Here is a 26,979-nt window from a genome sequence, read left to right on the forward strand (position 1 = left end):
ATCGATGTGCAACTTTGTAGAGTGGATGCATGACCACCGTTTCCGACGCCACGCACACCCGCGCGCCGCGCAGGGATGCAGCCGAGAACCGGTCCGCCCTGCTCGACGCCGCCGTGCGCCTGCTCAACACCGACATCGACGCCTCGCTGGAGGCCATCGCCGCGGAGGCGGGACTCAGCCGTCGCTCGGTGTACGGGCATTTCGCCAACCGGGACGAGCTCGTGCGCGAGGTGCTGCGGCTGGGGGCGGCGCGGGTGGCGGCATCCATCCTGCCGATCGAGCACGAGGATGCCCGCATCGAGATCGCCCTCTACGGCGCCACCCTCTGGCGACAGGTGCAGCACGCGAGCGTGACCGCCGAGTTCGCGGTGCGCGGCCCCTACACCGATCTCGTGGCGAAATCGCTCGAGCCGGCGCGCGCGAAGCTGCGCGCCACGGTGCACCGCGGGGTGCGCGACGGCGTACTGCGCAGGGACATCCGACCGGAGCCGCTCGCCCGTCTCATCGAGCGGGCGGCGCTCGACGTGCTGGCAGAGGCGACGCACGACGGACTCAGCGACCGCCAGGGACACGAGCTGGTCATGCTCACGGCGCTGAGCGTCGCCGGACTCGGCTGGCGCGAGGCCGGCGACCTCGTTGCCGCGACGCCCGAGCTCGCGTATCGAACGGCATCCGCCGATGAAGGGAGCCGTGCATGAGGATCGCACTCAACGGAGTCTCCAAGACGCCGGCCCTCGGCGTCAGATCGCTCACCTACGGCACGGGAGAGGCCGTGCTGGCCAGGGCGGAGACCGAGCAGCGGCCGACGGTTCTGGGGCTGCTGGCATCCGGCCGCATGAAGCCGGGCACCGGAAGCGTCACGATCGACGGCGAAGAGGATGCCGGTGCCATCCGCCGCGTCATCGCCCTCATCGACGCGCCCGCGGTGAGCGATCCGGCGCCGAACGTCACGCTCGCCGGCGTCGCAGCAGAGGAGCTCATGTTCGCGGGCAGGCCGTCTGGACTGCGTGCCGTGCGGCGCACCCTGGACTCGCTGGGGCTCGCCCAGCACGCTCGCGACGAGATCGGACAGGTTCCGCCGGCCGCGCGCATCCGGCTGCTCGTCGAACTCGCTCTGCTGCGCGACGGCGTGCAGGGCATCGTGCTCACCTCGCCCGATCGCCACGGCGGCGACCCGAACGCGTGGTGGCGCATCGCGCTCGACGTGGCGTCGCGCGGCTACGCCGTGCTCGTGATCGCGGGGGATGCCTCCGCCGCAGCCATCGCCGCGAGCTCGCTCGTGGAGCGCCTCGAGGCCCCGTGGAACGAGGCCGACCCTGACGAAGACCCCACGCGCGACGACTCGGACGCGTCGCTCTTCGATGAGGCGCTGCTCGTCGGCGAGCGCGCCCTGCCCGATCTGCCCGACGTGATCACCCGCCCGGTGCCGGTGATCCGCGCCAAGCAGGTCGAGGCATCCGACTTTCCCCACACAGACCCACCGATCACCGACGCGACCGATGACGATCTCGCGCCACTCGACGGCGCCGAGACGGCGCACGAGGAGAGCGACGAATGAAGGTTCCACAGATGATCGCGGCGGAACTGCGCCGCCTCACCGCCAGCCGAATGGCGACCATCGCGCTGCTCGCGCTGATGTGCGTGCCCGTCATCTACGGCGCGCTCTACCTCTGGGCCAACCAGAACCCGTACGCGAAGCTCGACCAGATTCCCGCCGCGATCGTCGTGAACGACAACGGCGCCACCGCCGACGGCAAGACCGTGAACTACGGCGACAAGGTCGCGCAGCGGCTCGTCGACGACGGCACCTTCGACTGGCACATCGTCTCCGCCTCGAAGGCCGCGCACGGCCTGAACACGCAGGGCTACGACTTCGCCATCACGCTCCCCGCCGACTTCTCGCAGCAGCTCTCCAGCGCGTCGACGACATCGCCAGAGCGGGCGGTCGTGCGGCTGACAACGAACGACACGAACAGCTATCTCGCGTCGACGATCGGGCAGCAGGCGGCCGAGACGATCAAGGCGTCCATCGTGCAGGAGGTGAACCGCGAGGCGGCGAGCCGATTCCTGCTCGCGCTGTCCGACATCCGCTCGAGCCTGTCCGACGCCGCGGATGCCGCGGGTCAGCTCGCCGACGGCGCCCAGACCGCGCACACCGGCGCCGCCTCCCTCGCCGACGGCACCGCGCAACTGGCCTCCAGATCGGCGTCGCTGCGCGACGGCCTGAACACGCTCAAGTCCAAGACGGCGTCCCTGCCGTCCCAGGCGTCCCAGCTCGCGGACGGCGCCCAGCAGGTCGCCGACGGCGATGCCACGCTCGCCGGATACGCCGACGAGGCGGGCAGCTTGTCGCAGCAGGCGGTGGATGCCCTGCCGTCCGTTCGCGCCCAGATCGTCGACGAGCTGAATAAGCAGGGTGTCGACCAGGCGACACAGGAGCAGATCCTGGCCCAGCTCGATTCGCTGGGAAGCAAGGTGACCGCGGGCAACTCGAAGGTGCAGTCCGCCGTCGGCCAGGTGGATCAGCTGGCGAGCGGATCGCAGCGGGTGGCGGCGGGAGCGGCGCAACTGGCGGCATCCGCGCCCGCGCTCACCAAGGGCATCGACGATGCGGCCGGTGGCGCCGCACAGCTCGCGACGGGTTCGGCGGCCGCGGCGAGCGGGGCTGCGACGCTGCGGGACGGGCTCAGCACGCTGGCCGACGGCACGAAGCAGCTGAAGTCCGGTCTCGATGACGGCGTGACGCAGATTCCGAAGACGACGGCCGCCGAGCGGGAAGCGCAGGCCGACACCATCGCCGACCCGGTCAAGCTCTCGACCTCGAAGGAGGCGAGCGCGGGAACCTACGGCGCCGGACTCGCACCGTTCTTCATGGCGCTGTCGGCATGGATCGGCATCTACGCGCTCTTCCTCATCGTGAAGCCCGTGTCCCGTCGCGCCATCACCGCGCTGCGCACCCCGCTGCGCATCTCGCTGGCCGGCTGGCTCACGCCCGCGCTGCTCGGGGTGATTCAGATGATCGGGCTGTACGCGATCGTCGCCGGCGCCCTGCACTTCAACGTGAGCAATCCGTGGGCCACGTTCGGCATCATGGCGCTGGCCTCGGTGACGTTCGCGTCGATCATCCTCGCCCTCAATGTGTGGCTGGGCAGCGTCGGACAGTTCCTCGGCCTCGTGCTGATGGTGCTTCAGCTCGTCACGGCGGGCGGGACGTTCCCGTGGCAGACGTTGCCGGGACCGCTCGCCTGGTTGCATCACGGCCTGCCGATGTCGTATGCCGTCGACGGAATACGACAGACGATGTACGGTGGCAACGCCTCGCTCGCGGGCGGCGACGCGCTCTTCCTCGTGCTGTGGCTGGCGATCGCGCTCGTCATCACGGCCGTCGGAGTGATCAGGATGACCCACCGCCGCACCCTGCGCGACCTGCAGCCCAGCCTGATCGGCTGAGCGCGCCCGCCCGCACCCGCGCCGTCCCCTCCCCTTCGAGCTGCGCCGAAACGTCGAAAATTGCGGTTCCCGAAGCGTTCTGATCGCATTTGTCGACCTCTCGGCAGGGGCTGCGCGCGGAGTGCGGACGAAGTGCGGACGAAGTGCGCGCGGAGTGGTGGTCACCACGGGCGGCGCGCGTTAGCGTGGCCCGATGAGATTCGACGACAGGGTTGCCGTCGTGAGCGGCGGCGCGAACGGCATCGGCTGGGCGACCGTGGAGCGGTTGCTCGACGAGGGTGCGCGAGTCGCGATCCTCGATCTGGAGACGGATGCCGCTGCCGCGAAGCTCGCCGCCCGCGCATCCGACCATGACACGACGCTGCACCGTGCGGAGGTGTTCGCGTGCGATGTGACGCGGGCGGCCTCCGTCGACGAGGCCGTGGCATCCGTCATCGAGAGGTTCGGCCGCATCGACGTGCTCGCCGCCGTCGCCGGCGGCGACCGTCTCACCGACGACGAGCTCGGCGAGGAGCACTGGACCTCGATCGTCGACTGGAACCTGCACGGTCCCGTGCGTCTCATCCGCGCGTGCCGCGAGGCACTGACCGCCAGCCGGGGCGCCATCGTGATGGTCGGCTCCGTGAACGGCGTCGCCGCCTACGGCGAGCCGGCGTACGCGTCGGCGAAGGCCGGGCTCACGCTGCTCGCGAAGAATCTCGCCGTCACGTTCGGCCCCGCCGGGGTGCGCGTCAACGTGGTTGCGCCGGGCACCATCCGCACCAGGGTGTGGGACACCCAGGGCGGCCCCGACAGACTGGCCCCGCTCTACCCGCTGGGCCGCGTCGGCGAACCGGCCGACATCGCGGCCGCGATCGCGTTCCTCGCCTCCGACGACGCCTCGTGGATCACGGGCGTGACGCTTCCCGTCGACGGCGGTTCGCTCGCCGGGCCGTTCGCCGTGATGAGCCATCTGCTCGACGCCGGGGAGTGACCCGCACCCTCGCCTTCCACGCCCATGCAGTCGTCTCAAGTCGTCGACCCGCCGGGAGCGCGAGAGTGCCCGGCGACAGCGTCCGAACGTCGGCCGCCGTGGGTAGGGTGACGGCGTGACGGCATCCCAGGAGACAGCACCAGAGGCATCCGTGGCGACACCAGAGCCGCGGTCGCGCCGGGCCCGGGCTGACCTGCGCATCGTGCACATCAGTGACACCCATCTCTACGGAGACGACAGCCTGCACTACGGCATCGTCGACACGACGGCCGCGCTGCGGCGGGTGCTGGCCGCGGCCGAGGAGATCCCGGGCGTCGACGCCGTCGTGCTCTCCGGCGACCTGAGCGAGGACGGCTCCGTGGCCTCGTATCGCACGCTCCGTGACCTCGTCGATCCATGGGCCTGCGAGCGCGGCGCGCAGGCGATCTATGCGATGGGCAACCACGATCATCCGGATGCCTTCGCCGAGGTGCTCGGACCGCGAACCCGGGTGCACACCATGGGCAGGCACCGCATCGTCACGCTCGACTCGTCGGTGCCCGGCGCCGCGTACGGGTCGCTGGATGCCGCGCAGCTCGCCTGGCTGCAGTCCGAGCTCTCCGAGTCGGTCGACCTGGGCACCGTGGTGGTCGTGCACCACCCGCCGACGCATGCCGTGACCCCGCTGCTGCGCCTGCTCGAGCTGGACGACCCGCACGCCCTGCTCGGCGTGCTCGACGGCAGCGACGTGCGCCTCGTGCTCAGCGGCCACTACCATCACCCGCTCGTCACTCTGGAGCGCGGCATCCCGATCGTCGTCGCGCCGGGGGTGACGAACACCTCGGATGTCACGACCCCGGAGAACGTGGAACGGGCGCGCATCGGCGCGGGCTTCGCGCTCGTCGACCTGCCGGCGTCCGGCGCGCCGCGGGTGTCGCTGGTGCGGGCGCCGAGCGAGCGGGACGGCGAGCTGGTGTTCGAGCTCGACGCCGACGGCATCCACGACATCGCACGGTCATTCGGGCGCCCGGAATGAACGATGAGCGCCGTCAGAGACGAGCGGTCGCGTGACCGACGGAGGAGCATGAGACGTGAGCCGGCGGAACGGCGCGGCATCTGACATCGCGCCTCGCCGCGTCGTCGGACATTCTGGGGTGTAGGACGCCCCGCTCGGGCGTTCGACACGAGACACGCCCACGACAGCACGCTGCAGATCGGAAGGGAACACCATGAGGATCGCCGTCGCCGGCGCGACCGGAACCGTCGGACAGCATGTGGTGGCAGCACTGAAGACGCGTGGCCATGAGCCCGTGCCGCTGTCCAGGGGAACCGGGGTCGACCTCGTCGCAGCGACCGGCCTCGACGACGCGCTGCGCGGAGTGGACGCCGTCATCGACGTCACCTCCACCACCTCCATGTCGGCGAAGGGCAGCGTCGCGTTCTTCGGTGCCGTGACGCGCAATCTGCTGGCCGCGGAGAAGCGCGCAGGCATCGGGCACCACGTGGCACTGTCGATCGTGGGCGCCGACAAGGTGGATGCCGGCTACTACGCGGGCAAGGCCGCCCAGGAGCACATCCTGATGGCCACGCCGGGCGGCTGGAGCATTCTGCGAGCGACGCAGTTCCACGAGTTCGCCCGGCAGATGACGGAGCGCATGCGCTTCGCCGGCGTGCAGCTCGCGCCGGCCATGGAATGCCAGCCGGTCGCCGCGTCGGAGGTGGGAGACGCGCTGGCCGACATCGCGGCAGGCGATCCACGCGGCCTCGACACCGACCTCGCCGGCCCGCGCGTCGAACGGATGACCGCGATGGTGCGCGACTACCTCGCAGCCGTCGGCGACGGCCGGCACGTGTTCAGCGTCTCGATGCCTGGCGCGTTCGGCAAGAGCCTTCGCGACGGCGCGATCCTTCCCGGCCCGGATGCCAGACTCGGCACCCAGACCTTCGCCGAGTGGGTCGCGGCGCAGGCCGCGACGACGACCACAGCGGCCTGAGTCAGGCGGGGCCCACCCCGCCCGCCGGCAGGGCCGCGTGCTGCACGACCCACGCGTGCATGGCGATCGCGGCGGCTGCGGACGCGTTGATCGAGCGTGTCGAGCCGAACTGCGCGATCTCGACGATGGCATCCGCCGCTTCGATCGCCTCGGGAGAGAGGCCGGGGCCCTCCTGCCCGAAGAGCAGCACGCAGCGCTCCGGCAGGTCGAACGTCTCGATCAGCACACTGCCCGGCACGTTGTCGACGGCGATGACGGGGATGCTCTCGCCCCGCGCCCACGCCACGAGATCGGCGATCGTGTCGTGATGCACGACGTGCTGGTAGCGGTCGGTGACCATGGCGCCGCGCTTGTTCCAGCGCCGTCGGCCGACGATGTGCACGGTGTGCGTGAGAAAGGCGTTGGCGCTGCGCACGATCGAGCCGATGTTCATGTCGTGCTGCCAGTTCTCGATGGCGACATGAAAGGGATGCCTATGCGCATCCAGCTCCGCCACGATCGCCTCCATGCGCCAGTAGCGGTAGCGGTCGATGACGTTGCGCGTGTCGCCATGGGCGAGCAGGTCGGGGTCGTAGCGCTCGTCGTGCGGCCAGGCATCCGGTGTGCCTGGCCAAGGGCCGACCCCGTGGGTCGACTGCTCGGGGGTCGGGGATGGCTCCGGGCGGATGCTGCCAGGATCGCTGTCGTTCGGCACGCGCCTCAGCCTAAGTCGCTGTCCAGGGCGACTCTGCCGCTCTCATCCGCTCCGGTCCCACCCCGTCGTCCCGCACTGTCGTCCCACCCCGCTCCGGTCGCGATTTCTGCCCTTATGGCGACTCATAAGGGCAGAAATCGCGACCTTGAGCAACTGCTGCCCGAGCCGGAGGGGCCCAGGGCCGGAGCGACGCCGGAGGGACGCCGGCCGCCTGCCGGTAGCCTTGATGCGCAACGATGGAGGTTTTGTGGCGAATCGCGACGAGGTCGAGTGCTGGCTCACCGACATGGACGGTGTGCTCGTGCACGAGAACGAGGCGCTGCCGGGTGCCGCCGAACTCATCCAGCAGTGGCGCGACACGGGCACGCCGTTCCTGGTGCTCACGAACAACTCGATCTTCACGCCCCGCGACCTCGCGGCGCGGCTGCGCACCTCGGGGCTCGATGTTCCCGAGGAGGCGATCTGGACATCCGCCCTCGCCACCGCAGCGTTCTGCAAGTCGCAGATGCCGGGCGGCAGCGCGTTCGTGATCGGCGAGGCCGGCATCACGACGGCGCTGCACGAGGCGGGCTTCATCCTGACCGAGACCAACCCCGACTACGTCGTCGTCGGTGAGACGCGCAATTACTCGTTCGAGGCCATCACGAAGGCAATCCGCCTCATCGGCCAGGGCGCCCGCTTCATCGCCACGAACCCGGATGCCACGGGCCCGAGCGCCGACGGACCGCTGCCGGCCACGGGCGCCATCGCCGCGCTCATCACGAAGGCGACCGGCCGTGAGCCCTACGTCGTCGGCAAGCCGAACCCCATGATGTTCCGCTCGGCGATGAACAAGATCGGCGCGCACTCCGAGAACACGGGCATGATCGGCGACCGCATGGACACCGACATCGTGGCCGGCATCGAGGCGGGACTGCACACCGTGCTCGTGCTCACCGGCATCAGCGACAAGAGTGAGATCGAGAAGTACCCGTTCCGCCCGAACGAGGTGCTGCACGGCGTGCACGAGCTCGTGGTCGGCGAGCCGCTGGAGTCCGACTCGATTTAGGGCGCTGCACCCACCGAGCTGAACATCGGACTTTCGTCGTGACTGCCGGCGGGTCGGCTGGCCCGCCCGGCGTGGCGGCGCAGAACTCCGATTTCCGGCTCGGCAACTGGGCCGGGGTCGCGTGCGCGCGGCGACCGCGGCGGGGTCCACCGCCACAGCGCCCTCGGGCGGTCGCCTGCGCATCCGCTAGCGTTTCGCCATGACGCGCTTCGCCGACACTCCGACCCTCACCGGCCCCATCGCTGTGCTCGAGCCGCTGTCGCCCGAACACGCCGACGAGTTGGGTCGAGCCGCTGCCGACGGCGAGCTCTGGAAGCTCTGGTACACCTCGGTGCCCCGGCCGGAGGACATGGCGACGGCGATCGAGTGGCGCCTCGGCATGCAGCGCGAGGGCGCGATGGCTCCGTGGGCCATCCGCAACGCGGCGAGCGGCGACCTCGTCGGCATGACCACGTTCTGCAACATCTCGCCCGAGAACCTGCGGGTCGAGATCGGCCACACCTGGATGGCGCAGTCTGCCCACCGCACGGGCATCAACGCCGACGCAAAGCGGCTGCTGCTGGGCCGGGCGTTCGACACGCTCGGCTGCAACGCCGTGTACTTCCACACGCACTGGCACAACCACCAGTCGCGCGCCGCGATCGAACGGCTCGGCGCCAAGCAAGACGGAGTGCTGCGCAGCTACCAGGTGTTCAAGGGTGTGGTGCGCGACACCGTCACGTTCTCCATTCTGACCAACGAGTGGGATGCCGTGCGTCACGGACTCGACGCCCGCATCGAGCGGCACGTCGGCTGAGTCGCGATCGCCCGATGCGGCGGCCGGGCAGCCGACGTCAGCCGCGGCGCCGCAGCCGACGGCCCTCCGGTGAGACCTGGCCGGCCGACACCGTCTGCGGCGCTACAGCCTGCCGGACACCGGGCTGCTGCGCCGGCGACTCGGCGGACACGGCCGCGGTGCCACGGGCATCCGCGCGATCGTCGTGCCAGCGGCCCCACTGCTCCAGCTTCTGCTCGAGCGCGTCGGTGAGGGAGAACAGCCAGCGCCACATGCGCTCGTCGAGCGTCGACAGGGCGACGGGCGCGTAGAGCAGCAGCCAGTCGTCGACGATCTCGACGTCGAGCGGAGCCGCCTTGTCGATGAACCTCGCCATGATGTCGGGGGTGAAGAGATAGAGCGCGTCGGCCTCGTAGCCGGCAAGGCAGTACAGCGTGAAGTGACGATCGAAGTCGCCCTCGAGGCTGAGCCGCTGGTGGGAACGGAACGACTCGGGCAGGGTGCTGCCGAACAGGCCGTCGTTGCTCTTCGAGTCGAGCACGATGTTGGGCAGCGGCCTGTTGAGCTTGATCGCCACATAACCCCAGCGGTGCAGCACATTGTTGTTGTTGTTTCCGGTGCGGTAGCAGTAGTTCGCGTACTCGACGAACCGCCCGGAGGTCGAGCGCAGCACGTCGTTGGATGCCCGGCCCCAGCCCTGCTGGAACACCAGTCCCGGCAGCGCGGGGCGAGTCACGCGCGGCACGAACGCGAGCCCGTTCGCGGTGGCGAAGCGTTCGAGACGCAGCCAGCCGGCGGCATCCTTGCCCGTGCGCGGCAGGCGGAAAAGGTTGAACACCGCCCACACCCAGACGAGCACACCGAGAACGAGGGAGACCCCGCCCATGGCAGGGATCCGGAAGAACAGTACGAACAGCAGCCCGGCCACGATGAGCCCCGCGCCCACGACGACCTGCACTGCGATCAGGATGCCGTAGACCACCGGAGCGTTCGCGGTGGCCGCAGGGTAGCGACCCTCGGCCTTCAGCCGGCGCACGTACTCTCGCACCTCGGAGGCGTTCGGCTCTCGGGCCAGGGCACTCGCATCGAACTCCGGTCGGGTGGTCATGGCGCCGCTCGTCTCCTCGTTGTTCGGGTGCGGTGCCGCACTTGTCTACCGTTCCGGCACCCCCACCCTAGGGTGTGTCCGACTCCCCACAAGACGCCCACGGACCCACGGCGGCTCCCGACGACCTGCGCCAACCCCCGGGGGCTGCGGGCGAGCGAATCGGGCCATCCGTGACGAATGTCACCGCCGACGAGTGACGGATGCCGCATCCCTCGCGCCCCTGACGGCGGCACGCTGACGACATGCGAACTCTTCTGCACACCATCTGCCTCGCGGTCGCATCGGCCGTCACCGCCGAGTTCCTGCTCGGCGACCAGTATCTGAGCGGAATGGCCCCTGCCGCTCAACAGGTCTCGGAACTGATCCTGTTCACCGCGTTCTACGGCTCGGCGGCGGTGCTGATCCGCGAACTCGCGAGGCGTGCGCGCACGGGGTGGCCGGGCATCCTCACCCTCGCCCTCGCGTTCGGCGTCATCGAGGAGGGCATCGTCGACCAGTCGTTGTTCAACCCGCACTTCGCGGGACAGCACCTGCTCGTCTATGGCTACATTCCGTGGCTCGGCACGGCGGGGCCGTGGCTGATCTTCGTGCTCACCCTGCACGTGGTGTGGAGCATGGGCTCGCCGATCGCGGTGATGGAGGGAGCGTTCGGCTCGCAGCCGTGGGTGAAGCACGCCGGCCTGCTCGCGATTCCTGCGGTGCTCTTCGTGCTCGGCGGCTCGGCGATCTTCGTCGCCTCCTGGGCGAGCGGCGGCTTTCTGGCGAGCGGCGTTCAGATGCTGATCTGCGCCCTGATCGCTGCGGCGCTCGTGGTCATCGTGTTCACGGTGCTTCGTGGGCGCGACAAGGCGGCCGCCGGAGCCTCACGTGACGGAGCAAGGCTCAGCGGTCGCGGAGCGGCGAGCGGTCGCGGAGCGGGGTTCGTGGTCTCGGTCGCGGCCGGGCTGGTGCTGGGCGGGGCGTTCCAGCTGACCCACGGCCTCCCGCACTCGGTGTCGGCGTGGGTGACGGCGCTGGCCCTGCTCGTGGTGCTGGCGGTGGGCATCCTCTTCGCCGTGTTCGTGAAGCCGGATGCCCTGGGCTTCGGTTCCGGCGCCATCCTCGTCTACTGCGTGGTCGGTCTCGTGAACGCCGTGCAGACCGGGCCGACCGCTGTGATCGAGCAGACCGTGCTCGTGCTCATCGCGCTCGGAGTGCTCACCGCGGTGGCGGTGCGGCACCTGCGCCGCCGGCACGTCGAGCAGACCGCGGTCCTCGTGTGACGGACGGGCCGGCGGGACGCTACTTCGGGCCCGAACCCATCAGGCTGCCGGTGATCGGCTGGCCGGACGAGCGGTTCACGAAGCAGTAGTACGAGCGCTGGCCCTTCTTCCACTGGTCTTCGGTCACGGGGTAGCTCGCCTGCATCTGCGCGTCGCCGTACTGACCGGCGGCGTTCAGGTTGAGGATGCCCGCGCGCGCGCAGAGCGCACTCGCCTGCGTCTGCAGCTGCGCGGTTCCGGGGAACGCGGTGGCGGTGTTCGTGTCGAACGTGCCCGTGAACACCATCTGCGCCGCGTGGGCGGTGCCGCAGTCGACGACGGTGAACGTGTCGGCCCACGGGGTCGTGAACGGCTGCAGGCACTCGCCGCCGCGCAGCGCACTCCATGGATGCTTGCCTGCCGCGACGGGTCCGGTCGCGGTCGCCGTCGGGGTGGGTGTCGACGTGGGGGTCGCCGTCTTCGTGGCGGTGGGCGTCGGCGAGGGAGGCGCATCGGGATGCGCGACAGTGCGACCAACGACGAACAGCGCCACCAGCAGCAGCACCACGAGCAAGGCGCCGGCGACGATCAGCATGATGCGCTGGGCGCGCGGCGACGGGCCGCCGTCGTCCGACTCGTGGCCGGAGTCGCCGTGGCCGCCTCCGCGGCCGGAGCCCCCTCCAGAGCCTCCGCCAGCGCCGGAACCGTTGCGGCGGGTGCCGTCTGACGCGCCGGATCGCCGGCGGCCACGGACTCCGTTCGACCCGTTCGAGCCTTGCGCACCGGACGTTCCGTCGCCGAAGACGTCGGAAGGAACACTCGCGCCGGCCGCCGTTCCGGCCGCGGCGCCCGCGGCAGCGCCCGCACCGAACGCGGAAGCCGCACCGAACGCGGTCGTGGCCTCTGTCACGGGCTGGGCCGGGGCATCCCACGGCCAGGTCGGCTCGGGTTCGTCGCCGTGCGGCAGGTCGTAGGCTGCGGCCTCGCTGGCCGAGACGCCCGGGAGCCCGGCCGCCGGCGCGGCCGCGTTGAAGGCCGCGAAGATGTCGGGGGTGGTCTGGTCGCCGACGGCGGAAGGTGCAGGGTCTGCTGAGTGCGAACCGGCCTCGGGCTCGTCCCTCTGCGCGGCGAACGGCGCATCAGCCGTCGTATCGAACGCCTGCGTCGCGGTCGGCTCGACGTCGGGACTCTCCGCGGCAGACGGCTCCGCGGCCGACGGCTCCGCCTTCTCGTCGTCGAACAGGTCACCGAACAGCGACCACGACGAGGTCTCGGCGGGCTCCGGCTCACGTGCGGGCGGCGCCGCCTGCTCCGGCCGAGCGCCGGACTGGTCGTCGTGCAGTGGCGACGGCACGGATGCCCCACCCGGCGCACCCCAGGGGCTCGCCTCGTTCTCGCCGGGCGCCGAGGCATCCTGCTGCGGGTTCCACGCGGACTCGGTCTGTTCGGACTGCTGAGCCTGCTCGATCTGTTCTTGCCGCGCGCGGCGCGAACGCCGCAGCCACGGGAGTTCCACGGTGCCGGGCGCCGGCGAGCTCGCGGCCGGGGTCATCGGCTCCTGAGGCTGCCCGGTCTCGGCGGGCTCCGCGGAAGTCGCCGCAAAGGGCCACTCGGGCGATCCCGTCGTGTCGGACACCGCCTGCGGTGGCACCGGATCGGACCACGACGGAACGGCGATCCTCTCCGGGTGACCGGCGTCGGGCGGGCCGGGGACGATCGGGGCGGCGGGCTGCTCTGCCGGAATGGTGGGTGGCACCGCCGGCGTCGCAGGCGGAACGGTCGGAGCATCAGCCGGCGTCGTCGGAGGCACGGACGGTGCATCCAGCGGAGGCACCGTCGGCGCGCTCGTCGACGGCTCCGGCACCGACGGCAGCACGGGTGCCGCAACGGTCGGCGCATCCTCGTCGTACGCGGGCGGCACGTAGGGCGCGAGCGGAACCGTCGGCGGAACGAGCGGATGCCCGTGCCCGTGTTCCGACCCCGCCCGAGACGCCTGCTCGCCGTCCGATGCGCCCTGGCTCTCCTGCGCGTCGTCCTCGGCCACGAGCGGGTCGGGTTCGTCGTTCGGCGTCAGGCCCCAGAAGAACGATCCGCCGTCTCCGGGGATCGCGGTCGACGGGCCGCGCGGACCCGGCTCCGGCCGCGGCGGAATGGGCATCGACAGTTCGGGGATCTCCCACGACGGCGGCGCCTGGCGCGGGTCGGGGAGGTCGGGACGCGGGGGAGTCGGCGACGCGACGGGCGGGAACGCGGGCTCGAGGGCATCCGGATCGTCATCGACATCGACCTCACGGTCGTCTTCCGCCGACCCGAACAGCGACGAGAGATCGTCGTCGCCGTCGTCGGGCTCGTGCGAGTTCCGGGGAAAGCGCGCCACTAGGCAGCGTCTCCCCGGTTCATCCGCGCGGCACCGATCGACGTCATGCCAGTCCCAGGTCGTCCAATCCGAGCGCGGCGAGGTAGGGGTAGCCGGCCTGCTCGATCACTTCGCGCGCACCGGTGTTGCGGTCGACGACCACGGCGACGGCGGCGATCTCGGCGCCGACCTTCTTCAGCGCCTCGATGGCCTTCAGCGGGGACCCGCCCGTCGTGGAGGTGTCTTCGAGCACGATCACGCGCTTGCCGGCGAGCTCGGGCCCCTCGACCTGCTTGCCCCGACCGTGGTCCTTGGGCTCCTTGCGCACGACGAACGCGTCGTACTCGAGTCCGCGGGCGGCTCCCTGGTGCAGCACCGCGGCGGCGATCGGGTCGGCGCCCATGGTCATGCCGCCCACCGCGAACACGTCGGGCACGTCGGCGATGAGGTCGAGCATGACCTGGCCGATGAGCGGAGCGACGCGGTGGTCGAGACTCACCTTGCGCAGGTCGACGTAGAAGGATGCCTTCTTGCCGCTTGTCAGCGTGAAGTCGCCGTGGAAGACGGCTTCGTTCGAGATGTGGTCGATGAGCTGCTGGCGGGTGTCGGTCACGGTGACAAGGATATGCGAGCGTGGCTGTGGATCAGCAGGCCGCCGTCACCGCTACGGCCATCGGGCGCCCGTAGCGGGAGCCGGTCAGGCCCCGGGCTCGCCCGACAGCGGCAGGGTGACGCGAAGGCGGAATCCGCCGTTGTCGAGCCGCTCGGTGGCCAGGCTGCCTCCGAGCAGGTCCGCCCGCTCCCTGAGGCCGATCAGCCCGTGCCGCGAGCTGGGGAACTCGGTGCGCTCCTCGACGGACGGCCCGTTCTCGACCACGAGAACGACGACGCGCGACGTCGCGGAGAACATGATCGTCGTGACGGCCCCGGGCGCATGCTTGCGCACGTTGGTCAGCCCCTCCTGCACCGCCCGGAAGAGCGCACGCTGCACTGTCGGCGGCAATCCGGGCGGCGGTTCGGTGAGAACGGATGCCTGCACACCGCTGGCGGACACCAGCCGATCGAGCTCCGACAGGGTCGGCTGGGGCGTCAGCTCGGTCGCACCGCTCCCCGATGCCCGGAGCACCCCCACCATGTGACGCAGCTCGTCGAGCGTGCGCACGCTGAGCAGCCGAATGCTCTTCGCCGCCTCCGCCGTCTGCCGGTCATCAGTGGCCACTTGCAGCGCGCCGGCCTGCACCGCGATCAGGCTGACCTGGTGCGACACCACGTCGTGCATCTCTCTCGCGATCCTCGCCCTCTCGGCGGCAACGATCTGACGTTCGGCCGACTCGCGTTCCACGCGGCGCGCTTCGGTCAGTTCGACGAGCTTCTGCGAGAGGTCGCGCCTGGTCTGCACGAGCAGGCCGAGCACCGTCGGAGCCATGCCGAACATCGCGGCGTAGATCGCGTCGAGAAGCACCCCGAGCCGCGGCGCGTAGTCCCACGGCGACAGCCACAGCACGGCGACCACGGCCGACGCCGCGAACAGCATCCACCTGCGGCGCGAGCGCTCGGCCACGGCGAACAGGGTGATCAGGGTCGGAATGAGGATGCCCGTGACGTACAGAGCCGGAAGCGTCGCGAGGAACGAGACCCAGCGCAACCGCTGCCGCGTGAGGATCGCCACGAGGCCGAGCACACCCCACGCGAAGTCGAAGGTCCACGCCGGCCGGGTCTCCAGCAGCAGTTCGACGGCACCGGCCGCCACCAGCCCGATGTCGATCAGCACGACCAGCCACCAGCGATGCACCGCCTGTCGCGCCGCGACCCATGCCATCAGCGCGCTTCCTCGTCGCGGAGCAGTCCGCCTCGCTCGGCGATCAGGGCGGCCTGAACCCTGCTCGTGACGCCGAATTTGAGCAGGATCGCGCTCACGTGGTCCTTGATCGTCGCAGCGCTCAGAAAGAGCTTCGCGCCGATCTCCGCGTTGCTCAGCCCCTGAGCGAGCAGGGCGAGCACGTCGCGCTCGCGCGCGGTCAAGGCCGTCAGCAGCGAGCGAGCGTCGTTGTCGTCGTCGCCGAGATAGCGGCCGACCAGACGACCGCCCACCTTCGACGACAGCACGATGCCGCCGCCGGCGAGCGTGCGCACCAGCTGCGGAAGCTCTTCGGGGTCGGAGTCCTTCAGCAGGAATCCGCACGCGCCCTCGCGCAGAGCCGTCGCGACGTACTCGTCGGCGTCGAACGTGGTGAGCATCGCCACGGGCGGTCTCTCGCCTCGGGCCCTGATGAGCCGGAGCAGCGTGATGCCGTCGGTGCCGGGCATCCGGATGTCCATCAGCACCAGATCGGGATCGGTCGCCGCGATCACCTCCAGCGCACCGTCGGGCCCGCTCGTCCCGACGACCTCGATGTCGTCCGCCGAGCCCAGGATCATGCTCAGGCCGGAGCGCACCAGCGTCTCGTCGTCGACGATCACGACCCGAACCGACACGATCGCGCCCCTCATCCGTTCACTGCTGCCTGGTTCAACGTTACGGTGCCCCGAGCGCGTCACAGCCGGGGTCGATCATGGTTCCCCCGATCGGCGGGGGGTCATCTCACCACGTCGGCCGATGTCCGCGACGGCTCCGCTTTCGAAGACTGGAACGGTGCGAGTCATCTCTTTGGAAGCATCCCGCGTCGCTCGTCGTCGTGAGGGAGCCGTCACCGGAACGATCGTCGACGTCTCCTCGATCACCTCGACGATCGTCAGGGTGAGCGTTGCTCTGCCTGCCGCGTCGGGATCGCGGTCCGCTCGACCGCATCACGCGACGGTCGACGTGCCGACGCCGAACGGCACGGTCTCGCGACTGATGACACCTGGGCCGTTCCGCGCCGGGCGGAAGCCCGGAACCACGGTCACCGACTTCGACGTCGTCACGCATGGCGGCGCCGGCGCGCTCACCCCGTGGGCACGGTCGGCGCGGCGCGGCGACGAACTGCGTCTGAGCTTCTCGCCGTCTCGGCTCTCGCTGCCTTCCGGATACGGGCGGTACCTGCTGTTCGCGGACGCGACAGCGCTCCCCGCCCTCCGCGTTCTGCTCGGCGACGCAGGCGGCCTGCGATGCACCGCCTACGCCGGCGCGTTCTACTCGGACACCCCGGACTATCTGAAGCATCACGACTCCGTCGAATGGCTGCCGGCGAACAGGCGCGACGACGAGCTGGCCGTCGCCCTGGCCTCCCTCGGCAGGCTGCAGCCGGATGCCTTCGTCTGGGCAGCGGGCGCCGCGCACCGCATGCGACCGCTGCGCGTGCTCCTGGCGGAGCAGTCGGATCGCCCCGCCACGGCGTCCCTCATCACCGATCACTGGGATCGGGACGCACACCCGCTGTCGGCGGTCAGCGCGTCGTGAGCGTGCTTCGCCGCCTCCGGAGCTTCCCCGCGACGACGACGATCCTCTCGGTGCTCGTCGTCGCTGCGATCGCCCACATGGTCATGCGCGCCCTGCGTCATGGTCACGGCTCACCCGACTGGGGTGTCGGGTACACGTCCGTCGTGCACGATCGCCAGCCGTGGCGGATGCTGCTGGCACCCGTGGGAACGGCGAGCGTCACGCAACTCGTGCTCGTGCTCGTGCTGGCCGCGATCGTGCTGCCGATCGCGGAGTCCCGGCTCGGCTCGCGACGCGCGACGATCGCGTGGGCCGCCACGGGCATCCTCGGTCCCGCGCTCGGGCTCGCGGTGCAGACGGTCGGTGTCGCGATGGGCGAGAACGGAGCACGTGCCACGCAGCACACCGTCGCCGTCGTGCCGTTCGCGGGCATCCTCGGGATTCTGGTGATCACCGCGGCGATCGACCGCTCCGCGTGGCTGCGGAGCGTGAGCGCTCTGCTGCTGGCGACGTGCACGGTCGTCGTGCTCTACACCTCGAGCCCCGTCGCACTCGCCTACCTGCTCTCCGGGCTCATCGGATGGTCGACCGTGGCCCTTGCCCGCCGCGCCGACGATCGGCAGGAGGCGGAACGCAGCCGGCACGGGCACGTACGGGTTCGCATGGCGTTCCTGGTCGCGGCGACGGTCGCCGGGCCGGTCATCGCGATGACCCGGCTCGGCCGGTCGGCACCGCTCGCGCCGCTCGGCGAGTTCTTCCTGTCGTGGGATGCGACCGCTCCTCCGTTCACCGGCCTGTTGCTGGATGCCGCGCCGCTGGTCCTCCTCGCGCTCGGCGCATACGGACTGTCGCGGGGCAGCCGTGCGGCCGCGATCACGGTGATCTGCTGGGCGGTCACCGCCGGCCTGCTCGCCCTGTGGTCGTTCGGCATCCTGCCGATCGCGGCAGGCGTGTTCGACTGGAACGACGGGGCCGACGTCGAGCAGAACCTGACCTACCTGGCCGCGGGCGCGGTACTCGCCGCGATCGCTGTCCTGACGGCTTCCGGCCTGCGCCACTTCGCCGTGCGCGTGTCCACGCGGCAGGCGGTCCGCACGGTCGCGGTGGCCGCGGCGTGCACAGTCGGCATCCTTACCGTGTTCCTGTCGATCGCGTCGGCTGTCGGGATCGATCCGAGGCTGGCCTGGTCGGAGCTCGGTGTGCACATCGTTCCGCCGTCCGTGCTCAGCGACTTCACGTTCGACGCGATCGACGCCACGTCGCCCGTCGCAGTGCTGGCGAGCTGGGCGGCGATCGCGCTCTGGCTCGTGCCGATCGGCGTGCTCGGTGCGTTCATCGTCTCCGCCCGTCCGGAGAGCCACGCCACGGACGTCCCACGCCTGCGGCACCTGCTGCGCGAACACGGCGGCGGCACGTTCGGGTTCATGGCGACGTGGCCGGGCAACCGCACCTGGTTCAGCGCCGACGGGTCGGCGAGCGTGACGTATCGTCTGCTCGGACGCACCGTGATCGTGCTTTCCGATCCGGTCTGCGCGGCGGGGCGGACCGCATCCACGATCACCGAGTTCATCGCCTGGTGCGACGACAACGGTCGCACGCCGGCCTTCTACAGTGCGCACGACGAGGTGTTGGATGCCACGCGCCGGCAAGGCTGGCAGGCCGTCGAGGTCGGAGTGGAGTCGCTCATCCCGCTGGATGCGTTCACACTCACGGGCAAGCGCAAGCAGAACATCCGCACGGCCATCAACAGGGCGCAGCGCGAGAACGTGCGCGCGGAGTGGACGACGTACGAGGCCTTGGACGCCGATCAGCGCGCCGGGCTCAAAGCCCTGTCACGCTCGTGGAAGCAGGGAAAGCCGCTGCCCGAGATGGGATTCACGCTCGGACGTTTCGAGCAGCTCGCCGACCCCGAGGTGCAGCTCATGCTCGCGTACGACGACACGGGCGCGCTGCACGCCGTCACGAGCTGGCTCCCTGTGCACCGTTCCGGTCGGTTGATCGGATACACGCTCGACGTGATGCGCAGGTCGGCCGACGCGATGCCTGGCGTGATCGAGTTCCTCATCGCCAGCACGGCGCTGGGCTCCCAGCAGCGCGGACTGGAGCTGCTGAGCCTTTCCGGGTCTCCGCTGGCCGGCGGTGACCCCGGAACGCAGAAGCGTCTCATCGACCGGATGACAGCACGCGTCGGCAGGGCGTTGGAGCCGGTGTACCACTTCCGCTCGCTGGCGTCGTTCAAGGCGGGCTTCGAGCCGCAGACCGTTCAGCTGTGGCTCGCCTACCGCGACGAGACCACGTTGCCGGCCACAGCCGCGGCGATCGCGAAGGCCTACGTTCCGATCATCCGCGTCGGCGAGGCGTTCGCGCTCCTGCGATCCATCGCGTGGCGTTCGCGATGAGGTCGGCCGCCGACCGCACCGGCGTCGAGAAGTCGAAAAATGCGCCCACTCTCACGGGCGGAGCGCATTTTTTCGACGTTTCGGTACGTGGGCGCGCGCGGAGCGCGTGCGTCAGTACATCATGCGAGGGTCCGCGTAGTACTTGAACTCGAGCAGGTTGCCCGACGGGTCCTTCAGCATGAACGACTCGTGCTCCTCCACCTTGCCCTCGAAGCGGTGGAACGGCTCGACGAAGAACTCGAGCTCTCGGGTGCGGGCGAGCGCGACCAGGCGACGCCAGTCATCCGCCTCCCTGAACGTCACGCCGAAGTGCCGCGGATACATGCTCGGGTTGGGGTCGTAGTTCTCCGAGAGGTGGCACACCACCTGGTCGCCGAAGAAGTCGAGCGTGATGCGATCGTCGTAGCGCCGTGCCAGCTTGCAGCCGAGGCCCTTCACGTAGAAGTCGTAGGCCTCGTCGAGGTCGCGGGCGGGAATGGCGAGGTGGAACGCGTCGCGGGGTTCACGCATGGGTGTCTTCTCCTTGCAGTCGCAGGTCGTGCCGTTCGTCGAACGGGCCGTCGTCGAAGTCGGGGTCGATGGATGCGTCGAGCGCCAGCAGCGTGTCGCTGCGCAGTCCCAGCCGCAGCGTCTCCAGCGGCACGAGGTCGGCGTGCGCGATGTTGCCCACGTTCACGTTCGGCCCGACGCGACGGATGAAATAGGTCTGCAGCTCTTTCGTGGGCGTCTCGAACATGATGCGGTCGATGTCGATGCCCGACTCGAGGATCTCCTCGATCAGCCCGTACCGCAGCTCGCCGTTCGCCCTGGCGATGCCGCTCTTGCCGCTCTCCCGCGCCTCGGTGATGACCGTGTCCGAGCCGGCATCCAGGTCTTGCCTGATGTAGCGCACCCAGAGCTCTGGCCGCATGGTCTCCGAGCGCTCCGACTCCTTGTAGCCGACCTCGCTGTACACGGTGTAGTCGCCGGCCACGCGGCGGATGTAGTCCGCCTTGCGGTCGTTCGACAGGGCGATGGTGCCGTTGGAGATCTCGACCGAGCGCGCTCCGAAGCCGTCGACGAACCGTCGCCAGTCGTCGAACCGATCCTGCGACACGTACTTCTCGAACAGCGTGCCGCCGAAGTAGAACTCCACCCCGTTGCGCAGCGCGGCATCGATCTTCCACTGCAGCTGCTCGGTGACCAGCGCCGTGCCCCAGCCGAACTTGACCGTGTCGACGAGGTCGCCGTGGCTCTCGATGATGTCCACGAACTGGGCGGTGGGAATGCCACCGTCGATCATCATCGTGCGTCCGCGCGCACGCGGCTTCTCCTGCCTCTGCGGCAGCATGAGTGTCGTCTCGTGCACCGCTGCACCTCCCTTGCGATCCGCGGCCGTCGGATGCTCAACTCGGGTGCACCCGCTCGTCGCTTTCCTGTCAACTTTGACATGCAGGGCGGAGAACGGCCTTGGTCCCGCTGATGTTCTTGCTGTGCGTCCGTGCTCGCTATGGGTCCGTGCTCGCTGGGGGTGGTCGACCCGGCTACGTCGGCGGTGGGACGGCGCCGACCGCCTCGGGAAGCTCGAGCAGCGTGGTGATGACGGCGAGGCATCCACGTTCCGCCGCGTCGTCGCGCTCGATGAAACCCCACGGACCGCGCCGGATGCGCACCGACAGCAGCCCCGCGCGCTGCGGCGCCAGCACGTCGTTGCGCAGCTGATCGCCCACGTACACGGTGCGATCCGGTGCCGCCCCCGCCTCGGCGGCGGCGCGCACGAAGAACTCGGGCGACGGCTTGGCGACCCCCAGTCGGTCGACGACGCGATGAACGACGCACCGAGATCGAGCGCACGAAGCCGCTCGCTGGTGCGGGCGGGCTGGTTACCCGCGATGCCGACCACGATTCCGGATGCCGTCAGCCGCGCGATCGCGCCCCGCACGTCGTCGTAGAGGTCGGCTTCGTCGACCCCGACCTCGAGTCCTGCCGCGCGACGCGCTTCCAACAGTTGCGCGTAGTCGCGTCCTTGCCCGAACGACTCGACCACCTCGGCCACCTTCGCGCCGCGCGCGATCATCGCGCCGAACACCGCCGAGAACGTGTGCGGCGGCATGCGGAAGAACCGCGCCCACGCCGCGTACTCCCTGCTCCGGTCGAGCACGGTCTCGCCGATGTCGAGCACGACGGCGTCAGCGACGCGAGCCGTGTCGTGCGAGCGGGGCGGGGCATCCTGGGCCATGACTCGATCCTGGCACCGGCACCTTTCGGCCGGCCCTGCCACCGAGCCGGCAGCAGGCGTCAGGTGGCGACGACGAACGACAGCAGGGTGCCAACGATCATGGCCGACACGATGTAGATGAGGTTGGGCAGCTGGAACGAGTGATCGACCACGAACTTGCCCATGTGCGTCGATCCGGTCTGGTCGAACGCCACGGTCGCCACCTGCGAACCGTTGGCGGGCAGGGTGTAGATGCCCATCGCTGCTGGCCAGAGTCCCGCGATGAGAGAGGCCGAGAGCCCGATCGTGAGACCGATCGGCACGATCGCATTGGTCGCGCTCGACTGGCTCGTGGTGAGCGCGGCGACGAGGAACAGCGCCAGCGCGAACAACAGGGCACCGACGAAGGCGCTCGATCCCTGAACCATGGCGCCGAGCCCGTTGACGATGAGCGTCTGGTTCGCCGCGATGAACGTGTTCGCCAACCACGCGATGCCGAACAACGCGATCGCGCCGACGATGCCGGCGGGGAACGTCGATTGCTTCGGCACCTCGGAGGACTTCACGCGGCAGATGACGAAGATCAGCGCCGCGACCACGCCCATGGTCATCTCGATGATCGTCGTGACACCGAGCGGTGTCGGCTTGCCGTCCGCGCCCGGCACGAGCGGCCGGAGGTTCTCGAAGAGTCCGAAGAACACGATGACGAGCACGCCGAACAAGAAGATGGCCGCCGACACCGTCGCCTGCCACGGCAGCTTCTTCAGCTCCGCCTTCTCCGGCGGCTTCACCTTGCCCTCCGCCAGTCGGCGTTGGAACTCGGGATCATCGTCGAGCTCCTTGCCGTGCTTCATCATGAAGAGCGACGCCAGGAACATGCCGACGACCGAGGCCGGCCACATGATGAGCAAGAGCTTGCCGAGGTCGAACCCGTGCGGTGCGAGCAGCACGACCATGGATGCCGTGGCCGCCGACACCGGGGAGCACAGGATGCCCACCTGCGATGCCACCGCCGACACCGACAACGCCCGCTCGGGACGGATGTTCTGGCTGTACGAGGTCTCGTAGATCACCGGCAGGAGCGGGTAGAAGATGTTGCCCGTTCCGGCGCCGACCGTGAAGAGGAACGACATCGCCGGCGCCAGGAAAACGACGGACTTCGGTCTGGACCTGATGGCCTTGGCCGCCACCGACACCATCCAGTCGATGCCGCCGGCGGCCTGCATGACCGAGGCCGCCGTGATGACCGTGATGACGATGAACACCGCGTCGACCGGGGCGGCACCCGGCGCCTCGCCGAAGAACATGACGAGCACGAAGACGCCGACGAGGCCCCACACGCCGAGGCCGATCCCGCTCGTGCGGGTGCCCATGAAGATCGCCGCGATGACGACGAGGAGTTCGACGACGAGCTTGACGACGTCCATCAGCTGGTCGCTCCGCGCCGGCCGACGGACGCGACGGCCAGGTTTCTGGCGGTGGCGGCATCCATCAGCACCGCCGACTCGAGGGGAGTCTCGACGATCTCGCCGGCGTCCGCGTAGACGCGCAGGGCGAGAGGGTGCTCCACCGGGCTGATCGCGCGCACGAACGTCTGCCCGTCGAAGTGCAGCGACTGCAGGTTGCCGACCGCATACCCGGGTGGCAGCGCGCCCGACTTCAGGGCGCTGTGGAAGAGCGGCTGACGCTGGTCTTCGGCGTCGTAGTGCGGGCAGAAGCTGCCCGGGAGGAATCCGAGTCCCTCGGGAAGCACACGCAACGTCGGTCCGTAGCTGTCGGTGGTGCCGCCCTCGAACCAGCAGATGCCGCCGGCGCTGCCGCCGGTGAACACCACGTCGGAGTCCTCCCACAGCTCGCGCATGATGGTGTCGAGGCCCTGGCGGCGCCAGACATCCAGCATGTTGGCGGTGTTGCCGCCGCCCACGTGAATGACGTCGAAGCCGCGCACGAAGCCGGCCAAGTCGTCGACGTCGCGATGGAAGAGCTTGAGGTGATGCGGGGCGCACCTGTCGGAGTCGTACGTCGTATAGAAGCTGAGCGTGTAGTCGAGCTCGTCGCCGGTCGCGGTGCCGACGAACAGCACGCGCGGCCGCTCTTTGCCGGTGAGCGCCAGGATGTAGTCGTGCGTCGGGTCGTCCCGTCGCGCCATCAGCACCTTGCCTGCACCGCTCGCCACGATGTGGGCCATCAGCGTTTCCCCCTCGCGCTGTACTCCGCTCGTGCCGGAGGGCGCGAACGTCGGGCTGAGCTAAACGTAGCGCCGCGCCGCCCGCTGGTCGATCCCCTCTGGCACGGTGCCGGAAATCGGAACTGTGTTGCACCACCCCTCCCGCACCGTGCCGGAAATCGGAACTTTGGCCCGACGCGCCGATGCGTGGATACCTTCTCCGGCGTGCCGGGGCAAAGTTCCGATTTCCAGCACGGCAGTTCGGGCGACGCAGCGAGCACGAACAGCACGCGCGCGCAGCACGCGCACACACGGCGACATGTCCCAACTGTCTTGTCGGACGCCTTCGATAGATTGGCGGCATGCGTGTGGCCACCTGGAACGTCAACTCCATCCGCGCCCGTGTGGGCCGCACCGTGGACTGGCTGGTGCGCGAAGACGTTGACGTGCTCGCCATGCAGGAGATCAAGTGCAAGCCGGAGCAGTTTCCTCGTGAGCCGTTCGAGGAGGCGGGCTACGAGCTGGCCATCCACGGACTCAACCAGTGGAACGGCGTCGCCTTCGCCTCGCGCATTCCCCTCGAGGATGTCGTGACCTCCTTCGACGGCATGCCGGGCTTCGCAAAGGGCCGGGAGGACGACGACCTGCCGCTGGAGGCTCGCGCGCTGGGCGTGACGGTGGCGGGCATCCGCCTCTGGAGCCTCTACGTGCCCAACGGCCGTGGGCTCGATGACCCGCACTACACCTACAAACTCGACTGGCTCGGGACTCTTGCTGCTGACACCCGCAGCTGGCTCGCCGAGAACCCCGACCAGCCGCTCGCGCTGATGGGCGACTGGAACATCGCGCCGACGGATGCCGACAACGGCGACCCGACGGTCGTCGAGGGGGTCTCGACTCACGTCTCGGTACCCGAGCGCCAGGCGTTCGAGGAATTCGAGGCCCTCGGCCTCACCGACGTCGTGCGTCCGTACCAGCCGGAGGGCTTCACGTACTGGGACTACAAGCAGCTGCGTTTTCCGCGCAACGAGGGCATGCGCATCGACTTCATCATGGGGTCGCAGCCGTTCGCCGAGCTCGTGACGCATGCGGGCATCCATCGCAACGAGCGCAAGGGAGAGGCGCCGAGCGACCACGTGCCCGTGCTGGTCGACCTCGACGTGGCGCTGCACGACGACGAGCAAGACGAAGACCGGCCGATGATCTTCGGCTGACCGCCGTCGCGGGTTGCTCGGGGAGCAACGGGGCGTCGCCGAGCGGCACCCTGGCCGTGGCATCCGGGCGGCCGTAGGCTCGAGACCATGCCACACCTGAGCGTGCCGGGGGCCGAGCTGTACTACGAGGCGGAGGGGCCGGCATCCGCTCCGGCGCTGCTGCTCGTGCACGCTGGATGCGCCACCCTGCGCATGTGGGACCCGATCGTCGCCGACCTCGCTGCGGACCACTTCGTGGTGCGGTTCGACACCCGCGGCTACGGCGCGACTCGAAGTGACGACGTGGCCTTCAGCGATCGCGCCGACGCGGTCGACGTGCTCGAGCATCTTGGCGTCGCGGAGGCCTGCGTGGTCGGGTCGTCGCGCGGCGGACGCATCGGGCTCGACCTTGCACTGTCGCGGCCGGAGTTCGTGACCGGGGTGATGACGGTGGGCTCGCGGCCGAGCGGGTTCCCCGACACCGAGCTCACCGACGCAGAGGATGCCGCGTGCGACGCCCTCGACGACGCATACGAAGACGAGGACTGGGAGCGTTTCGGCCGCCTCGAGACGTCGCTCTCGGTGATCGGCCCGCTGCGCGACGAAAACAGGCTCGACCCGGAATTCGTCGCGACCGCCTACGCGCTCAACCGGCCCAACGCGGCGCGGCGCTCGGAGTCGCCGGTGTCGATCCCCGAGGAGCCGTCGGCGTACGAGCGCATCGTCGATCTGCAGGTGCCGCTGCTCGCGACCGTCGGCGAGTACGACCTGTCGCCGGAGCTCGCGGCGCAGCAGTTCCTCGTCTCCGCGGCGCCGCGGGCCGAGGGATACATCTTCAGCGACACGGCACGGCTGCCGAGCGTGGAGCATCCACGCGAGTTCGCCGACGTGCTGCGGGGCTGGCTCGCGAAGCACGGGCTCTGAGCAAGAAGACTCCGGCCGCGCTGCTGCGCCAGTTCTCGGCTCTTGCGCCAGGTTTTCCGGCGCAACAGCCGAGTGCTGGCGCAATCGCCCGATGGCATGGTTCAACCGCCGCACATGCGGGATGGTCGCCGAAGTCGCGTCAGCGGCGGCCGACGAAGTCGTCCATCGAGGAGTAGACGCCGAAGACGGGGCCGGCGATGGCATCCCATGCCCTGGTCGGCAGGATGCCCTTCAGCGCCTTCGCGAGGCCGACCGACTTCGGGAGCATGAGCATCGGGCGGCCGGCGAGCATGGCATCCCACACCCGATCGACCACGTAATCGGGCTTCATGATCGGGGTGAGCAGCGGGCCGCGCGCGCCCTCGAACATGCCCGTGTCGATGTAGCTCGGGGCGATCGTGGTGACCTTGACGTTGGAGTGGTCCTCGCGCTGGAGCTCGAGCCGCAGCGAGTCGCTCCAGCCGATCATGGCCCACTTGGATGCCGCGTACACGCTCATGCGCGGATTCGAGAGCAGCCCAGCGGCCGACGCGATGTTGACGATGCGCTTCGCGCGGTAGGCATCCGCGATCATGCCGGGCAGGAACTCGCGCGTCACGTACATCGGTGCGAGCGCGTTGACCTGCATGATCTTGCGGGTGTCGTCGCCGTTGTCGTGCTCCCAGAAGAGGGCGCCACGCACGATGCCGGCGTTGTTGATGATGATGTCGGGGTCGCCGGCGTGCCTGCGCACGCGGTGCGCGGCCTGCGCGATCGCGCCCAGCTCGGCGAGGTCGACCGCGTACGTGTAGACGGCGGTGCCTTTCTCCGCGACCTGGCGCAGAACCGTGGCGACCTCGTCGAGGGATGCCTTGTCGACGTCCCACAGGATCACCGACTTCGCGCCCTCCAACACGGCCCGCTCGGCGTAGAGCCGCCCCATGCCGCTGGCGGCGCCGGTGATGAGGATGCGTGCGCCCCGAACCGTTCGTGCCATGCGTTCTATTGTCGCGGGTCGGCGCGGGGGTGGTTGCGCGGAGCCTCCCGCAGCGGGGCAGCTCGCGGCGCTGCAGGATATGTGATGCACCGCGTCGGATATGGGGTCGGCCGGCCGTATATCCTGCACCGCTGCGGGCCATAGGCG

25 protein-coding genes are annotated in these 26,979 nt (G+C 69.7%); 13 read left to right on the forward strand and 12 right to left on the reverse strand.

Translation table 11 applies throughout. The features are described 5' to 3' along the window. Positions 1–29 precede the first annotated feature (29 nt). The 6 genes from FPZ11_RS11285 (at position 30) to FPZ11_RS11310 (ending at position 6,396) form a co-directional block, all read left to right on the forward strand. Positions 30–698: a TetR/AcrR family transcriptional regulator gene (locus FPZ11_RS11285; protein ID WP_146320970.1), complete on the forward strand. Its 669-nt coding sequence runs from the start codon at positions 30–32 to the stop codon at positions 696–698. Next, complete coding sequence (locus FPZ11_RS11290; protein WP_246846215.1) at positions 695–1,558, forward strand: hypothetical protein; 864 nt, start codon at positions 695–697, stop codon at positions 1,556–1,558. Before FPZ11_RS11285 ends, FPZ11_RS11290 begins: the two co-directional genes overlap by 4 nt. Continuing rightward, entirely contained in the window at positions 1,555–3,450 is a 1,896-nt protein-coding gene (locus tag FPZ11_RS11295) for a YhgE/Pip domain-containing protein (protein WP_146320972.1), read from the forward strand. The genes FPZ11_RS11290 and FPZ11_RS11295 overlap by 4 nt, the downstream gene beginning before the upstream one ends. Before the next feature lie 193 nt (positions 3,451–3,643). Next, positions 3,644–4,423, forward strand: coding sequence for an SDR family NAD(P)-dependent oxidoreductase (locus FPZ11_RS11300; protein WP_146320974.1), 780 nt, complete (start codon positions 3,644–3,646; stop codon positions 4,421–4,423). A 115-nt stretch (positions 4,424–4,538) separates the two neighbouring features. Beyond that, a complete protein-coding gene (locus tag FPZ11_RS11305; protein WP_246846216.1) occupies positions 4,539–5,438 on the forward strand; it encodes a metallophosphoesterase in 900 nt (299 codons plus the stop codon). 193 nt (positions 5,439–5,631) lie between these two features. Further along, on the forward strand, positions 5,632–6,396 hold the full coding sequence (locus FPZ11_RS11310) for an SDR family oxidoreductase (RefSeq protein WP_146320976.1): 765 nt from the start codon (positions 5,632–5,634) through the stop codon (positions 6,394–6,396). Between the two features lies 1 nt (position 6,397). Here FPZ11_RS11310 and FPZ11_RS11315 read toward each other — a convergent pair whose 3' ends face one another. After that, complete coding sequence (locus tag FPZ11_RS11315) at positions 6,398–7,090, reverse strand: TrmH family RNA methyltransferase (protein ID WP_246846217.1); 693 nt, start codon at positions 7,088–7,090, stop codon at positions 6,398–6,400. A gap of 247 nt (positions 7,091–7,337) precedes the next feature. Between FPZ11_RS11315 and FPZ11_RS11320 the strand changes: the two genes are divergently transcribed. After that, positions 7,338–8,138 (forward strand): HAD-IIA family hydrolase, encoded by an 801-nt coding sequence (locus tag FPZ11_RS11320; protein ID WP_146320978.1) that lies wholly within the window; start codon positions 7,338–7,340, stop codon positions 8,136–8,138. Between the two features lie 199 nt (positions 8,139–8,337). Next, positions 8,338–8,934 (forward strand): GNAT family N-acetyltransferase, encoded by a 597-nt coding sequence (locus FPZ11_RS11325; protein WP_146320980.1) that lies wholly within the window; start codon positions 8,338–8,340, stop codon positions 8,932–8,934. A gap of 37 nt (positions 8,935–8,971) precedes the next feature. Here the strand turns inward: FPZ11_RS11325 and FPZ11_RS11330 are convergent, their stop codons facing one another. Next, positions 8,972–10,021, reverse strand: a complete 1,050-nt coding sequence (locus FPZ11_RS11330; RefSeq protein ID WP_146320982.1) for a hypothetical protein — start codon at positions 10,019–10,021, stop codon at positions 8,972–8,974. Positions 10,022–10,263: 242 nt separating this feature from the next. On the opposite strand from FPZ11_RS11330, the gene FPZ11_RS20095 reads away from it, so the two are divergent. Continuing rightward, positions 10,264–11,283: a hypothetical protein gene (locus FPZ11_RS20095; RefSeq protein WP_146320987.1), complete on the forward strand. Its 1,020-nt coding sequence runs from the start codon at positions 10,264–10,266 to the stop codon at positions 11,281–11,283. 19 nt (positions 11,284–11,302) lie between these two features. Here FPZ11_RS20095 and FPZ11_RS11340 read toward each other — a convergent pair whose 3' ends face one another. The 4 genes from FPZ11_RS11340 to FPZ11_RS11355 form a co-directional block, all read right to left on the reverse strand. Then, positions 11,303–13,639: a septum formation family protein gene (locus FPZ11_RS11340; protein ID WP_146320989.1), complete on the reverse strand. Its 2,337-nt coding sequence runs from the start codon at positions 13,637–13,639 to the stop codon at positions 11,303–11,305. Between the two features lie 43 nt (positions 13,640–13,682). Further along, complete coding sequence (gene pyrE / locus FPZ11_RS11345) at positions 13,683–14,231, reverse strand: orotate phosphoribosyltransferase (RefSeq protein WP_146320992.1); 549 nt, start codon at positions 14,229–14,231, stop codon at positions 13,683–13,685. Between the two features lie 84 nt (positions 14,232–14,315). Then, positions 14,316–15,437: a sensor histidine kinase gene (locus FPZ11_RS11350; protein WP_146320994.1), complete on the reverse strand. Its 1,122-nt coding sequence runs from the start codon at positions 15,435–15,437 to the stop codon at positions 14,316–14,318. Next, positions 15,437–16,108, reverse strand: coding sequence for a response regulator (locus FPZ11_RS11355; protein ID WP_146320996.1), 672 nt, complete (start codon positions 16,106–16,108; stop codon positions 15,437–15,439). The genes FPZ11_RS11350 and FPZ11_RS11355 overlap by 1 nt, the downstream gene beginning before the upstream one ends. A gap of 142 nt (positions 16,109–16,250) precedes the next feature. Here FPZ11_RS11355 and FPZ11_RS11360 point away from each other — a divergent pair, with 142 nt between their 5' ends. Both FPZ11_RS11360 and FPZ11_RS11365 read left to right on the forward strand, forming a co-directional pair. Next, positions 16,251–16,997 carry a siderophore-interacting protein gene (locus FPZ11_RS11360; RefSeq protein ID WP_168203806.1) on the forward strand — a complete coding sequence of 249 codons (747 nt, stop codon included), beginning with the start codon at positions 16,251–16,253 and terminating at the stop codon, positions 16,995–16,997. A gap of 2 nt (positions 16,998–16,999) precedes the next feature. Then, positions 17,000–19,375, forward strand: coding sequence for a bifunctional lysylphosphatidylglycerol flippase/synthetase MprF (locus FPZ11_RS11365; RefSeq protein WP_146321001.1), 2,376 nt, complete (start codon positions 17,000–17,002; stop codon positions 19,373–19,375). A gap of 111 nt (positions 19,376–19,486) precedes the next feature. Here the strand turns inward: FPZ11_RS11365 and FPZ11_RS11370 are convergent, their stop codons facing one another. The 5 genes from FPZ11_RS11370 to FPZ11_RS11390 all read right to left on the reverse strand — a co-directional run bounded on the left by FPZ11_RS11370 (position 19,487) and on the right by FPZ11_RS11390 (position 23,760). Then, positions 19,487–19,885 (reverse strand): VOC family protein, encoded by a 399-nt coding sequence (locus FPZ11_RS11370; RefSeq protein ID WP_146321003.1) that lies wholly within the window; start codon positions 19,883–19,885, stop codon positions 19,487–19,489. Next, a complete protein-coding gene (locus FPZ11_RS11375; protein ID WP_210415850.1) occupies positions 19,878–20,723 on the reverse strand; it encodes a phosphosulfolactate synthase in 846 nt (281 codons plus the stop codon). Before FPZ11_RS11375 ends, FPZ11_RS11370 begins: the two co-directional genes overlap by 8 nt. A gap of 175 nt (positions 20,724–20,898) precedes the next feature. Beyond that, the gene (locus tag FPZ11_RS11380) at positions 20,899–21,132 is read right to left on the reverse strand and encodes an HAD hydrolase-like protein (protein ID WP_168203807.1); all 234 of its coding nucleotides are present in this window, start codon (positions 21,130–21,132) and stop codon (positions 20,899–20,901) included. A gap of 520 nt (positions 21,133–21,652) precedes the next feature. Beyond that, the gene (locus tag FPZ11_RS11385; protein WP_146321006.1) at positions 21,653–22,999 is read right to left on the reverse strand and encodes an anaerobic C4-dicarboxylate transporter family protein; all 1,347 of its coding nucleotides are present in this window, start codon (positions 22,997–22,999) and stop codon (positions 21,653–21,655) included. Continuing rightward, positions 22,999–23,760: a Type 1 glutamine amidotransferase-like domain-containing protein gene (locus FPZ11_RS11390; RefSeq protein WP_146321009.1), complete on the reverse strand. Its 762-nt coding sequence runs from the start codon at positions 23,758–23,760 to the stop codon at positions 22,999–23,001. The genes FPZ11_RS11385 and FPZ11_RS11390 overlap by 1 nt, the downstream gene beginning before the upstream one ends. A gap of 341 nt (positions 23,761–24,101) precedes the next feature. On the opposite strand from FPZ11_RS11390, the gene FPZ11_RS11395 reads away from it, so the two are divergent. After that, positions 24,102–24,953 (forward strand): exodeoxyribonuclease III, encoded by an 852-nt coding sequence (locus FPZ11_RS11395; RefSeq protein WP_146321011.1) that lies wholly within the window; start codon positions 24,102–24,104, stop codon positions 24,951–24,953. Positions 24,954–25,040: 87 nt separating this feature from the next. Next, positions 25,041–25,856, forward strand: coding sequence for an alpha/beta fold hydrolase (locus FPZ11_RS11400; RefSeq protein ID WP_146321013.1), 816 nt, complete (start codon positions 25,041–25,043; stop codon positions 25,854–25,856). A 139-nt stretch (positions 25,857–25,995) separates the two neighbouring features. Here FPZ11_RS11400 and FPZ11_RS11405 read toward each other — a convergent pair whose 3' ends face one another. Then, positions 25,996–26,832 carry an SDR family oxidoreductase gene (locus tag FPZ11_RS11405; protein ID WP_146321014.1) on the reverse strand — a complete coding sequence of 279 codons (837 nt, stop codon included), beginning with the start codon at positions 26,830–26,832 and terminating at the stop codon, positions 25,996–25,998. Positions 26,833–26,979 lie beyond the last annotated feature (147 nt).

Origin of the sequence: Humibacter ginsenosidimutans (genome assembly GCF_007859675.1) — a bacterium.
In the GTDB taxonomy this organism is placed as follows: Bacteria; Actinomycetota; Actinomycetes; order Actinomycetales; family Microbacteriaceae; genus Humibacter; species Humibacter ginsenosidimutans.